10 protein-coding genes are annotated in these 13,566 nt (G+C 62.8%); 7 read left to right on the top strand and 3 right to left on the bottom strand.

Annotated features, from left to right (window positions below; all coding sequences use genetic code 11):
- Positions 1-189 precede the first annotated feature (189 nt).
- Positions 190-699, bottom strand: a complete 510-nt coding sequence (locus tag KOM00_RS00425) for an OmpA family protein (protein ID WP_216496867.1) — start codon at positions 697-699, stop codon at positions 190-192.
- Positions 700-951: 252 nt separating this feature from the next.
- On the opposite strand from KOM00_RS00425, the gene KOM00_RS00435 reads away from it, so the two are divergent.
- Positions 952-3,972, top strand: coding sequence for an MASE3 domain-containing protein (locus tag KOM00_RS00435; RefSeq protein ID WP_328757784.1), 3,021 nt, complete (start codon positions 952-954; stop codon positions 3,970-3,972).
- 80 nt (positions 3,973-4,052) lie between these two features.
- Here the strand turns inward: KOM00_RS00435 and KOM00_RS00440 are convergent, their stop codons facing one another.
- Complete coding sequence (locus tag KOM00_RS00440) at positions 4,053-4,535, bottom strand: NUDIX hydrolase (protein WP_216496868.1); 483 nt, start codon at positions 4,533-4,535, stop codon at positions 4,053-4,055.
- Between the two features lie 293 nt (positions 4,536-4,828).
- On the bottom strand, positions 4,829-6,139 hold the full coding sequence (gabT, locus tag KOM00_RS00445; RefSeq protein ID WP_216496869.1) for a 4-aminobutyrate--2-oxoglutarate transaminase: 1,311 nt from the start codon (positions 6,137-6,139) through the stop codon (positions 4,829-4,831).
- 476 nt (positions 6,140-6,615) lie between these two features.
- Between gabT and KOM00_RS00450 the strand changes: the two genes are divergently transcribed.
- The 6 genes from KOM00_RS00450 (at position 6,616) to KOM00_RS00475 (ending at position 13,499) form a co-directional block, all read left to right on the top strand.
- Positions 6,616-8,394, top strand: coding sequence for a sigma 54-interacting transcriptional regulator (locus KOM00_RS00450; RefSeq protein ID WP_216496870.1), 1,779 nt, complete (start codon positions 6,616-6,618; stop codon positions 8,392-8,394).
- Between the two features lie 364 nt (positions 8,395-8,758).
- Complete coding sequence (locus tag KOM00_RS00455; protein WP_216496871.1) at positions 8,759-10,000, top strand: amino acid ABC transporter substrate-binding protein; 1,242 nt, start codon at positions 8,759-8,761, stop codon at positions 9,998-10,000.
- Positions 10,001-10,172: 172 nt separating this feature from the next.
- Complete coding sequence (locus KOM00_RS00460; RefSeq protein WP_236026660.1) at positions 10,173-11,060, top strand: branched-chain amino acid ABC transporter permease; 888 nt, start codon at positions 10,173-10,175, stop codon at positions 11,058-11,060.
- A gap of 1 nt (position 11,061) precedes the next feature.
- On the top strand, positions 11,062-12,063 hold the full coding sequence (locus KOM00_RS00465) for a branched-chain amino acid ABC transporter permease (RefSeq protein ID WP_216496872.1): 1,002 nt from the start codon (positions 11,062-11,064) through the stop codon (positions 12,061-12,063).
- A gap of 3 nt (positions 12,064-12,066) precedes the next feature.
- The gene (locus tag KOM00_RS00470; RefSeq protein ID WP_216496873.1) at positions 12,067-12,792 is read left to right on the top strand and encodes an ABC transporter ATP-binding protein; all 726 of its coding nucleotides are present in this window, start codon (positions 12,067-12,069) and stop codon (positions 12,790-12,792) included.
- The gene (locus KOM00_RS00475) at positions 12,789-13,499 is read left to right on the top strand and encodes an ABC transporter ATP-binding protein (protein ID WP_183344896.1); all 711 of its coding nucleotides are present in this window, start codon (positions 12,789-12,791) and stop codon (positions 13,497-13,499) included. The genes KOM00_RS00470 and KOM00_RS00475 overlap by 4 nt, the downstream gene beginning before the upstream one ends.
- The last annotated feature ends 67 nt before the right edge of the window (positions 13,500-13,566 follow it).

Raw genomic sequence — 13,566 nt, forward strand, 5'->3', positions numbered from 1 at the left:
GAAGCGGTACGGGGACTTAGCGTGCTGCAGCTTAACATTCCCCTTAGCCTGAATCAACGTATGTTTGGACGTGGCTGGAAGATGGCCGGATCGGCCTGAGGAAGGGGGCCATCGGCACCTGATGGGATGGGATGCCGATAGACTGAAAATCGAGGAGTGGGGGGAGCCGGACGGCTCCCCCTTGCGCTTTTACATCTTGGTGACGGTGAAATCGACGCGGCGGTTCTTGGCCTGGCCGGCTTTGGTCTTGTTGCTGGCTATGGGCTTGGTGTCGCCGAAACCTTTGGCGGAGAGACGGTTGGCTGCTACGCCCTTCTTGTCGACCAGGTACTTCACCACGGCATCGGCGCGGTCCTGGGAGAGTTTCATGTTGGCCTCGGGCTTGCCGACGTTGTCGGTGTGGCCGTCGACCTGCACGTGGAAGCCCGGGTAATCGGTCATGATCGCCGCGATGGCGACCATAGTCTTGTCACAAGCGGGATCCACCTCCGCCTTGCCGGTCTTGAACTTGATCGGTCCCTTCTCGTTCTGAACCTTCTTAAGCTTCTTGGTCACAGCGCTCAGGGCGCCCTCTTTGGCGGTCGCCGCCGCTTCCTTGCCAAGGTCTTTGCCAAGCCCCTTGACTGCATCGAGCGCCGCATGGGCAACACCCGAGACCGTCAGTGACAGTACAGCAACTACAGCAATTTTCCTGATCATGTTCCCTCCTTTCATTTTTGTTACCCAGGCTGGGCCAGTGCAAAATCATATCTCTCAAAGTCGGCGAGTCAATCCGTCGCCCACCTTTTGCCGCACCGACACGGCGGTGTGAACCGTGCCTTCTTTTAAGGTAAAAAGAATCCGAAGATTCGATATATCCCAAAAAAGCTTTGACTGCCTTCCGCACAGAATGATAAATTCCCAACGAATAAAGTGTTACTAAATTGGCTGGGACGTGGTAGAGGGGGATCGGTGAGCGAGGCAACCACCTTAAACGAGGCACAACGAACGGAGGCGAGGCTCCTCAGCTTCGTCCTGTTCGCGCTCGCGATACTTATTCTCTATGCCTGCAGCCGCTATTCTTACCTGCTCTTCCATACCATGGTGGAGATCTTCTCCGTCCTCGTCACCCTGGGCGTCTTCCTCCTGGCCTGGAACGCACGGAAGTTCCTTGATAACCACTACTTCCTTTTCCTGGCGATGTCCTTCGCAGTCGCAGGCGTTTTGGAACTGCTGCACACTTTTGCCTACAAGGGGATCGGCATTTTCGCCGGGCACGACGCCAACCTCCCCACCCAGCTCTGGATCTCCTTCCGCTACGTAGTCAGCCTCTCTTTCCTGGCGGCACCGCTCTTCATCACCAGAAAGCTCAACGTCGCCGCTGCCGTGGCGGCATTCGGCAGCACGGCTGCACTGCTTATCCTGGCCATCTTTTCCGGCCACTTCCCCGACTGCTACGTCGAGGGACGGGGACTCACCCCCTTCAAGATCTACAGCGAATACCTCGCGATAATCATCCTCCTGGCCTCCGCGGCCTTGCTGTGGGTGAACAGGGAGCGTTTCGACCGCCGCGTACTGAACAAACTCGTCGCCTCCGTGCTAAGCGCCGCTTGCGCCGGCATCGCCTTCACCCAGTACCTGAGCGTCTACGGCCAGGCAAACCTGGTGGGTCACCTCTTTCTCTTCCTCTCCTCGTTCCTGATCTACCGCGCCATCGTCTCGACGGGCCTGAAAGAGCCGGCCGCGCTCCTGTTTCGCGACCTGGAACAAAGCGAGCGGGCGCTCAAGCTGAGCGAGGCGCGGCTGCAGCTTGCCCTGGAGCAGCGCACGCGGGAACTGATCGAGAAGGAGGCTTTGAACGCTGAGCTGCAGCGGGAAACCGCCGTGCGCAGAGAGGTCGAGGCGGAGCTCAGGGGACGCGAGGAGCAGTTCCGCCGCGCCATAGAGGAAGCTCCCATTCCCGTCGTCATGCTCACCCAGGACGGCGAGGTGCTGCAGGCGAGCCGGAGTTGGCTGGAGGTGACCGGCTACGCCCCGGGGGCGATCCCCTCCTTCGACGGCTGGCTGCAGGCGCAGGTCGCTCGGCGGGCCGCCGAAACAGTGCGGGTCCAGATGCGGGAACTGTTTCACCTTGAACGTAACAGCTTTACAGCCGACTTCCCGGTTACCGGCAGCAACGGCCGCCTCCGGCATTGGATCTTCAACGCGTCCTTCCTGGGGCGACTGCAGGACGGCCGCTCTTTCGCTGTGGGCATGGCGGTCGACATCACGGAGCGCGAGGAGGGAGAGGCCGCGCTCAAGCGAAGCAACGAACGGCTCGATCTTCTGGCCGATACCGCCAACAGTCTGCTGCAGAGCAAGGCTCCCCGGCAACTCGCCGACACCCTTTGCCGCCAGGTGATGGATTTTCTCGGCTGCGACGTTTTCTTCAACTATCTGGTCGATGAAGAAGAGGGGGTGCTGAAACTGAACGCCTGCGCAGGGATCGGCGGGGAACAGGCCGCAGCCATCGAGCGGCTGAACCTCGGGGTGGCGATCTGCGGCTGCGCCGCGCGCGACGCCTGCAGGATCGTCGCCGAGAACATCCCCGCATCGCAGGACGTTCGTGCCGACCTGGTCAGGTCCCTCGGAATAAAGGCCTACGCCTGCCATCCGCTGCTGTCCCAAGGGCGGGTGCTGGGTACCCTCTCCTTCGGCACGCGGAGCCGGACCAGTTTCAGCGAGGACGACCTCTCTTTGATGAAGGCGGTAGCCGACCAGGTGGCCATTGCCATGGAGCGCAACCGCATGGAGGAGACGCTGCGCCAGGCCAAGCAGACCGCCGAGACCGCGAGCAGCACCAAGAGCAGGTTCGTCGCCAACATGAGTCACGAGCTGCGCACCCCGATGACCGGCGTCCTCGGGATGCTCGACCTGGCCCTGCTGACTCCGGACGCCTCCGAGAGAGCCGACTACATCCAGACAGCCCAAAGGTCTGCCCGCTCCCTGCTTCGGATACTGAACGACATCCTGGACCTGGCCAAGGTCGAGGCCGGCAAGTTCTCCCTGGACAACCGCCCCTTCTCCCTGCGGGCCTGCATCGGCCAGGCCGTCGACATCGTGATGCCCGAGGTGAAGCGCAAGGGATTGGATCTTGCCCTGGAGGTGGAGGACGGACTCCCCGACCACGTGCAGGGTGACCAGGTGAGACTGCGCCAGGTGCTCACCAACCTGGTGGGAAACGCGGTGAAGTTCACCGAGCACGGCGGCGTCGCCATAGCCGTGCATGCAGGGGCAGGGAATCCCGACGGGCGGATGGAGTACCGCTTCGCGGTACGCGATACCGGCATCGGCATCCCGAAAGACAAGCAGCACCTGCTCTTCAATTCCTTCAGCCAACTGGACGACTCCAACACCCGCAGCCACGGGGGCACCGGGCTCGGACTCGCCATCAGCAAGGAGATCGTGGAGCGGATGGGGGGGAGCATCGTCGTGGAAGGCGAACCTGGTGCAGGAAGCTGCTTCTCGTTCTCGGTCCGACTGGGCCTACTCGAAGGGGAGCCGAAGCCGGCGTCCACCACGCCGCGCCCCCACTCCCAACCGGCAGCGGCAGCGACGGGAAGCGGCAGGCGCCTGCTGGTCGCCGAGGACGACCCCACCATCCGACAGGTGTTGGGAACCATGCTGGGTAGGCTTGGCTACCGGGTTGAATTCGCGGAAGATGGCGAGCAGGCGGTGGATAAGTGGCAGGAATCCTGTTTCGACATGATCATCATGGACGTCCAGATGCCGCGGCTCGACGGGTTCGAGGCGACGCGGTCGATCCGCGAGCAGGAGCTGCGCCAGGGCGGACGGCTGCCGATCCTCGCCATGACCGCGCACGCCATGAAACAGGACGAGGAGCGCTGCATCGCCGCCGGCATGGATGACTACATTTCCAAACCCATCGATTTCAGGGAGTGCCTGGACAAGATCGCCGGCCTGCTCGGATCGTCCGGACCCGCTTGTCCATGAAGAAAGGGGGAGCAAACGGCTCCCCCTTCTCGCATTCGCATCCCGCGACCAGGCTGTCGGCTACCCGCGCACCCCGAAGCTCATTGCAGCGCTTCGGGCCAGGCGAGGAGGTCGCGCTCCAGGTGCAGCTCGTAGGGTTTTAGCGAGTAGGAGCGGTAGCTCACGCTGCCGTCATGGCGAAGGAGCAGGGCGAGACGCTCGCGCATCACCGGGCTGGCCACCATCTCCAACGCCTGTTTTTCGTCGAACCAGGCGGCTGCCTCACTATCGTCGGTGGGGTTGAGCTCGCCGCGGAGATAGCGCCCCAGGAAGGCGAAGATGAGGGCGGAGCCGGGAGAGACCATGGACCAGACCGCGGCCAGCGGACCGATCTCGACCTCGACCCCGGCCTCTTCGGCTACCTCCCTGCGCACCGCGTCGACCAGGTTCTCGCTCTCCTCGACCCGCCCCTGCGGGATCTCCCATCCCCGCTTGCGGTGCCGGATCAACAGGACCTGGTTCTCGTCGTTGCGTACCAGGCATCCCACCACAACGGTGTGGCGCGGATCGTTTTTTTCGGTCATCGTTGTTCTCCTCGAAAATTTCCCATCACGGCGCACTCCACTATGCCATCGGCTGTGGGTGGCTGGCAAGAGTTCCGCCGCCAATGCTGAGAGGCGCCCTCACCCCGACCCTCTCCCTGAGGGAGAGGGAGATTTTAGGGACCGCCATGGGAATGCCCGTACCTGCGCGTCCCCCGTAGCCTCGGCGAAGGGGAAAAAACGACAACGGCAGTGCTGTGCGTCTCTTCCTCCCCAACCCCGAAGATGCCAGACACTGCCGTTGCCGTATCGTTCTTGCTGCTATGCCTTGAGTCTTAGATCTCGGCGTTCACCTCTGCGAGGGACTCCTCGAGGATCGCCATGCCGCGGTCGAGCTGCTCGTCGGTGATGACCAGCGGCATCAGCAGACGGACCACGTTGCCGAGGGCGCCGCAGGAGAGGATGATGAGCCCCTTGTCGTAGCAGAGCTTCACCAGCTTCTTGGCCAGGTCGCCGGCGGACGCCTTGGTGTTCCGGTCACGGACCAGCTCCAGGGCGAGCATCGGCCCCTTGCCGCGTACTTCGCCGATGATCTCGTACTTCTGCTGCATCTCGTCGAAGCGCTGCTGGAGTTTCTCGCCGAGCTTCACGGACTGGTCCAGCAGCCCGTCGTTGAGGAAGATGTCGAGGACCGCGAGGGCCGCGGCACAGGAGAGCGGGTTGCCGCCGTAGGTGCCGCCCAGGCCGCCCGGGTGCGGCTGGCTCATGATCTCGGCGCGGCCGGTGATCGCGGAAAGCGGCATGCCGCCGGCAAGGCTCTTGGCGGTGGTGATGAGGTCCGGCTCGATGCCCCAGTGGTCGATGGCGAACAGCTTGCCGGTACGTCCCATGCCACTCTGGATCTCGTCGATGATCAGGAGGATGCCGTGCTTCTTGCAGATCCCCTGCACGATCTCGAAGTACTCCTTCGGCGGGGTGACGAAGCCCCCCTCCCCCTGGATCGGCTCGATGATGATAGCCGCGGTCTGCTCGGCCGCCACGTAGCCGGTGAAGAACTCGTCGAGCTTGTGGGCGCAGGCGCAACCGCAGCTCGGGTAGCTCCCGCCGTAGGGGCAGCGGTAGCAGTAGGCGGAGGGAATGCGGTAGCTTTCCGGCGCGAAGGGACCGAAGCCGTACTTGTAGGGCTTCACCTTGCTGGTGAGGGTCATGGTCATCAGGGTGCGGCCGTGGAAGCCGTTCTCGAGAGAGATGACGCCCGGGCGCTTGGTGACGTAGCGGGCGATCTTGATGGCGTTTTCGACCGCCTCGGCGCCGGAGTTGGCCAGCATGGTCTGCTTCGGGGAGTTACCCGGCGCCAGTTCGTTCAGGCGCTGGGCCAACTCGATGTATCCCTGGTAGGGAGCGACATGGAAGCAGGTGTGGATGAACTTCTCGGCCTGCTCCTGAATGGCCTTGACCACCTTCGGGTGGCTGTGCCCCACGTTGTTCACGCCGATACCGCCGGCGAAATCGATCAGGTCACGTCCATCGACGTCGGTCATGATGGCCCCCTGGGCCTTGGCGATGAAGGCGGGGCTCAAAAGTGCGACCCCTCCGGGGACATGCTTGTTGCGTAACTCCATCAGTTGCTCGTTACCAGCGGTCATGGGTGAAGCTCCTTTGCCTAGTAGTTGGTGACTACCGGGGGGTCCAGTGGATCCCGGTACAGGTGTCGGATCGAAACGACCGGACCTTTGTTGGGTCCGCCCGGTCATCCCCTACTACAAGGACCGTACCAAGGAGAAAGCGACACGGATGTGTCCGCCCATATGAGTGTTGACGTAAAGGTCAATCGAGGTTGAGCAGAGCCCTGCCACACACGGGAAACGCCCCTCACTCTAACAGCTTATGCGTATACAGACAGAGAAGTCGCATCCGCACTATAAGTAAGGCCAAAAATGTCATACGAGAAAAGAAAGGACTTTCATCGCCCAGGGTGGTAACAAGAGCTATGACTGTTTCGGGGTCGTTCTATTATTTACACTTGAATATTTGATTCATTTCTGCATAATGCGCCACAAAGGAGTTGTGGTATACGCCATTCCGGGCACCCCCCGAGGCCTGCAGAAGGAGATCCCCTGCCGTGAATACCTCACTGAACCCAGCGGAACTGATAGGTTTTTCCAGCAGCGGCGAGCTGCGCTCGGACGACTTCTACCAGGCGATGGTGAACGCCGTCGACGTCGGCATCCTCGCGGTGAACACCTCGGGGATGATCATCCTGGCCAACCGGGCGGTCCGCGAGAGCTTCGGCGCCTTCCAGGGGGTGCACCTAAACGACGTGCTCCCCGACCTCTGGCCCAAGGTGGCGCAGAGGCTTTTGGGGCACACGCGCAACACTGAGATCTCGGTGCGCGGCATCGAGTCCAACTTCCTGGTGCGGGTGAGCCCGATGCTTTTGGACCAGGAGCAGGTGGGGGCCGTCTGCGTCTTCGTCGAGAGCACGGAGCTCGAGGAGATGGCCAAACAGATGGAGTTTTTCCAGGGACTTACCCGCGAGCTCGACACCATCATCGACTCCTCGTCGGACGGCCTCTGGATCTGCGACGCCGACGCCAACGTGGTCCGCATCAACCCCGCCTCGGAGAGGATCAACAACGTCCAGGCCAAGGACGTGGTCGGGCGCAACATGCGCGACCTGATCAACGCCCGCGTTTTCGACCGTTCCGCCACCCTGGAGGTGATCAGGACCCGCGCCCGGGTGAACCTCCTGCAGCAGCGCGAAGGGCGCAAGCTGATCACCACCGCGACCCCGGTCTTCGACTCGGCCGACCGGATCACGAGGGTCGTGGTAAGCGAGCGGGATATCACGGAAATCGACAACCTGCAGCGCGAACTTGAGGACCAGGAGGCCATCAAGGACCAGTTCCGCAACCAGATGCTCGAGATGCAGCAGGAACAGCAGCTGGAGAACCAGCAGATCATCGCCAGGAGCCCCGCCATGCTGAAGGCGCTGCGCCAGGCGCTCAAGGTCGCCAAGGTGGAGTCGACCGTGCTGATCCTCGGTCCCTCCGGGGTGGGCAAGGGGCTCTTCGCCGACCTGATCCACAAGAACTCGGAGCGCGCCAACAAGCCGCTCATAAAGATCAACTGCGGCGCCATCCCCGAATCCCTCATAGAATCAGAGCTTTTCGGCTACGACAAGGGGGCCTTCACCGGCGCCCAGTCCGGCGGCAAGCCCGGCTATTTCGAGCTCGCCGACGGCGGCATCCTGTTCCTGGACGAGATAGCCGAACTGCCGCTCCCCTCCCAGGTGAAGCTTTTGCGCTTCATGGAGGACGGCACCATCATGCGCCTTGGGAGCACCCGCCCCCGCGAGGTGAAGGTGCGCATCCTCGCCGCAACCCACCGCAACCTCGAGCAAATGGTCGAGGAGGGGAAGTTCCGCCTCGACCTCTACTACCGCCTCAAGGTGATCCCGATCCACGTCCCCTCCCTCAAGGAGCGCAAGGAATGCCTGCTCCCCCTCATCCTGCACTACATCGAGTGGTACGCGAAGAAGCACAAGACCGGCAAACGCCTCTCCCGCGCGGCCTGCGACACCCTGCTCGGCTATCCCTTCCCCGGCAACGTCCGGGAACTGATGAACCTGTGCGAGCGGCTGGTGGTCATGACCGAGACCGAGGTGATCAGCCTGCAGGACCTCCCGGCCGACGTGGCCAAGGGGGACACCAGCGAGACTGCCGCCCCGGCGCAGTGGCCGGAAAGCATGACGCTGCCGCAAGTCATTGAAAGCACTGAGCGCGCGCTCCTGGCCCACGCACTGAAGTCCCACGGCTGCCAGGCGGACCTGGCCGAGGCGCTCGGCGTGAGCCAGCCGACCATAGCGCGAAAATTAAAACGCTACGGGCTCGCCTGCTGAGTGCGCGACCCCGTATACGGCCCTTATTCAGATGTGAATAATTTTCCCGTCAACCGGAGGTGCCGCAGCGGGGCGGTACCCCCCTCCTCCTCCCCCTGCATCGACCCGTTCACCGTTCTTTGTCAGTAAGCATGCGGAGTTTCGCCAAACCCCGTTTTGCAAATTCCTCCTGTGCCGCCCAAGAGGGCCGTTTGGCATGCTTTCTGCTGTATACGGGCTACCAGCGCCGTGAGGTGCCGGCAGGGGCTCCCTCGACCGGCGGCAGCCGACGTCGTCCGCCGCACCGGCCGCGAGCCCTGGATGGAATGCGATGCAGGTTGTTTCAAAACTTTTTTTGGCACATCAAACAACAGGAGGTAGCACAATGAAGTTTGGATTCGTCAGGGTACTGCTGCTCATTGCAGCCCTCTTCGTGGCCATCCCGGTCCACGCGGAGCAGAGGAACTTCTTCAAGATCGGTGTCATCACCGAGCTGTCGGGGGACCTCGTCACCGGCGGCAACATCACCAAGCGCGGTTACGACCTCTGGGCGCAGGAAGTGAACGCCAAGGGCGGCATCGAGATCCAGGGCAAGAAGTACCCGGTCAAGCTTGTGTACGCCGATGCCCAGTCCAACCCGGCTGCCGGCGCGGCAGCGGCCGAGAGGTTGATCACCCAGGAGAAGGTCGACTTCATCCTCGGCCCCTACTCCTCCGGCGTGACCCTCGCCGTGGCCCCGGTCGTCGACAAGTACAAGATCCCGATGATCACCGGTTCCGCGGAGAGCCCGCTCATCTGGAAGAACAAGTTCAAGTACACCTTCGGCACCATCCCGCCGATCAACTTCACCGGCGCGACCTCCATCAAGACCCTCACCGAACTGAAGCCGGCCCCGAAGACCATCGCCATCATCGGCTCCAACGATGCCTTCTCCAAGGCGACCGCGGAGTCCTACAAGGCAGCCGCCGAGAAAGCCAAGCTGAAAATCGTGAAGTTCAGCATCGTCCCCTCCGGTCAGGACATGACCCCGCTTCTCTCCGCAGTGCGTAGCATGAAGCCGGACGTCATCGCCTTCGGCGGCCACGACGAGGAGCACGTGAAGTTCGTCAAGGCACTCAAACAGATCGGCTACACCCCGAAAGCCCTCCTCATGCACTGCGGCATCACCGACAAGGCGTTCATCGACGCGGTGGGCAAGGACGGCGACCAGATCTTCGGCACCACCTGCTGGACCGGCACCGCCAAGACCAAGAGCAAGGTGCTCTGGCCCAACGCTGCCGCCTACGCAGCCGCTTCCCAGAAGGCCTTCAACAACCCGGGCGACTACACCCAGGGCGGCTGCTCCGCTGCCGGCATCGCCTTCCAGACCGCCCTGCAGAAGATCGGCGCCAAGCCGGGCATGGACGAGGCTACGCGCACCAAGCTGATCCAGGCACTCGAGCAGATCGACGTGCAGACCTTCTACGGCCGCGTGAAGTTCGCCACCTCCGGTGAGTTCTACCACGCCAACGTCGGCCTCGACCCGCTCACCATCCAGATCCAGGGGGGCCACGTGAAAACCGTCGGTCCTAAGGCTTCCGTCGAAGCCGCCGCCATCTACCCGATGAAAGAGTGGAAATCCCGTTAACACCTGAAGTCCCCCCCTGCCGGCCGGTAATGCCGCCGGCAGGGGATCACCTCCCTTTTGGAAAAACCGAAACGGCCATAGCGGCCGGCGGCGAAGCTGACGCCGTTATGGACGACGGACAAACAACGTAGCTGCCAATTCGCTGGAAACGCAACGCTGGAGGACTTGCTTTATGATGGAACTGCTGCCACAAGCCTTGACCGACGGGATACTGCTGGGTGGGATCTACATCACCATCGCCATCGCATTCTCGCTCACCTATGGGGTCATGCACGTCATCGACTTCGCCGTCGGGGAATGGATCATGTTCGGGGCCTTCACCGGCTACTACCTGAACAAATGGACCGGCCTCGATCCCTTCCTTTTCCTGCCGGTCATCTTCGTCCTCTACTTCGGGGTCGGCTACCTGATCCAGCCGGTGATCCACCGGGTGCTCTCCGGGACCAAGGGCAACCCCTTCCTGATGGGCCTGGTCTTCACCTTCGGCTTGGCCATCATGTTCCGCGGGCTCGCCCTCACCGCCTTCGGCTTCTACTCGAACTCGATCCCCTCCGCCTTCTCGGAAGGGTCGTTCGACCTGGAGCCGCTGGGGCTCACCGTGACCATCCCGACCGTGCGTCTCGTGGGACTCGCCTACGCGCTGGCGATCACCCTGATCCTGCACTACCTTCTGAAAAAGACCAATTTCGGCCTCGGCGTCCGTGCGCTGGCACAGCACAAGGATGCCGCCGGTCTCATGGGTGTGAACAGCAAGCGCACCGGCTCCTACGTTTACGGCATCTACGTCGGCATCTCGGCCATGACCGGGGTGCTCCTGGGCTGCATCCTCTCCATCGGCGCCCAGATGGGGAACGAGTACACCATCTTCGCCTTCTTCGTGGTGGTGCTCGCCGGCATGGGGTACCTGGCCGGCGTCCCCTGGGCGGCGCTCCTTCTGGGGCTCGTGCAGTCGATCTTCATGATCTACTTCAACCCGAGCCACACCCTGCTCGCCGTCTTCGCCATCCTCTACATCATCCTGCTGATTTCCCCGCGCGGGCTGTTCGGCAAGGGGGTCTGACATGAAAAACCGTGGCGCAACCATACTGGCCATCATCGGCGCGGCCCTTTTGATCCTGCCTCTCGTGGTGCACGACACCTTCGTACTGCGTGTCCTCACCGAGGGAGTGATGTGGATCGGGCTCGCCATCGCCTTCGACGTCATCGCCGGCTACACCGGCTACCTGAACTTCGGTCACGGTGCCTTCTTCGGCATCGGCGCCTACACCATCGGCATCCTGATGATGCAGGCAAACCTCCCATTCTGGGCGGCGCTGCCTGCCGGCGGGGTCGCTGCCGCCGTCGTGGCGCTCATCGCGGGTATCCCGACCTTGAGGCTCAAGGGTGCCTACTTCGCCATCGCCACCTGGGCGCTCTCCCGCGCCATCCAGCAGCTCGCCCTGAACGTCGAGTTCACCGGCGGCCCGGACGGCATGCGTCTCGAGGCGTTCCTGAACCCGCAGTTCTTCTACTACCTGATGCTGATCACCGTGGGAGCGACCTTCGCCATCCTCTGGTACCTCCTGGAGCGCGCCCCCTTCGGGCTGAAGCTGAAGGCGATCCGCGAGGACGAGGAAGGGGCCAAGGCGCTCGGCCTCAACCCGACCAAGCTGAAGATGCAGTCCTTCGTCCTCTCCGCACTCCCCACCGGCATCCTGGGTGGCATCTACGCCTACTGGATCACCTTCATCGACCCCTCCTCCACCCTGGGGGACCTGGTCAGCGACCAGGCGGTGGTCATGGTGGTCTTCGGCGGCATGGGGACCCTGTTCGGACCGGCACTGGGGGCCATCCTGATCTTCGCCTTCAAGACGATCTTCTGGGCCTACCTGTCCGACTTCCAGCTCCTCTACCTCATCATCCTGGGCGCGCTGATCGCCATCAGCGTCATCTTCATACCCAACGGCCTCTGGGGCACCATGTTCAAGCGCAAGGCTGACGCCACCAGGCCGCAGCACCAGCCGGAACCGGCATCGGAACCCGCGGCGCTTTCCGCCGTGGCAGCACCGGAAGAAGGGAACTAAATCATGGCTGAACCTATCCTCAAGGTAAATTCGGTAACCAAGTGCTTCGGCGGTCTCACCGCGGTGGACGACGTGAGCTTCAGCGTGGAAAAAGGCGAGATCGTGGGGCTCATCGGCCCCAACGGCGCCGGCAAGACCACCCTCTTCAACGTCATCTCCGGCTACTACGCCCCCACCAAGGGGAGCGTGGTCTTCCAGGGGAACGACATCTCCGGCAAGCCCCCCTACCACCTGGCCGGGGTGGGCATCGGCCGCACCTTCCAGGTGGTGAAGCCCTTCGCGGGACTCACCGTCCTCGAGAACGTGACCATCGCCTCCTTTTTGAAGCACCCCAAAAAGGCCGACGCCGAGCGTCACGCCTGGCAGGTGCTGGAGGCCACCGGGCTCGCCGACCGCGCCAACGTCTCCGCCGCCGGGCTCACCCTGGCGGGGAGAAAGCGCCTGGAGATCAGCAAGGCGCTCGCCCTGGAGCCGTCGTTCCTGCTCCTGGACGAGGTCGTCGCCGGCCTCAACCCGACCGAGGCGGACCGCACCGTCGAGCTGATCATGAAGCTCAAGGCGCAGGGGCTCACCATCCTCATCGTCGAGCACATCATGCGCGTCATCATGAACATCTCGGACCGCCTGGTGGTGCTCAATTTCGGCAAGAAGATCGCCGAAGGGACCCCGGCCGAGGTGTCCAGCGATCCGCACGTCGTTCAAGCGTATTTTGGAGAGGAAGCGGCATGAATCTACTCGACGTCAACGGTATCTCAGTCAACTACGGGGACATCCAGGCCCTCTGGAACATCTCCTTCTCGGTGGCCAAGGGGCAGCTGGTCGCGCTCATCGGCGCCAACGGCGCCGGCAAGACCACGACCCTCAAGTCGCTGTGCGGCCTGATCCCGACCGCGAGCGGCACCATCCACTACGACGGCAAGCTGGTCACCGGCATGCCGGTGCACAAGGTGGTCGACCTCGGCATCACCCTGGTCCCCGAGGGACGCCAGCTCTTCCCGAAGATGACCGTGGAGGAGAACCTCCTGGTCGGCGCCTACCTGAAAAGGGCGCATGGCAAGCGCGCCCAGACCCTGAAGCGGATCTACGAGATCTTCCCGCGCCTGGAGGAGCGGCGCACCCAGACTGCCGAAACCCTTTCTGGCGGCGAGCAACAAATGGTTGCGATCGGGCGCGCGCTGATGCAAGATCCCCAGGTGATCATGTTCGACGAGCCGAGCCTCGGCCTGGCACCGATCATGGTGCAGGAGGTCTTCAAGGTGATCCAGGAGCTGCACAAGCAGGGGCTCACCATTTTCCTCGTCGAGCAGAACGTGCACCAGACCCTCAAGGTCGCCGACTACTGTTACGTCATGGAAAACGGGCGCATCGTGGGCCAGGGGACCGGCAAGGACCTCGAAGCCGACGAGTCCATCCGCGAAGCCTACCTCGGCTTCTAAGTAACCACCGGTACCAAAGCTCCTTTCAGACTCCCCTCCGTCCCCCCGGGCGCCGGCTTCCCGCCCG

Origin of the sequence: Geomonas diazotrophica (genome assembly GCF_018919385.1) — a bacterium.
In the GTDB taxonomy this organism is placed as follows: domain Bacteria; phylum Desulfobacterota; class Desulfuromonadia; order Geobacterales; family Geobacteraceae; genus Geomonas; species Geomonas diazotrophica.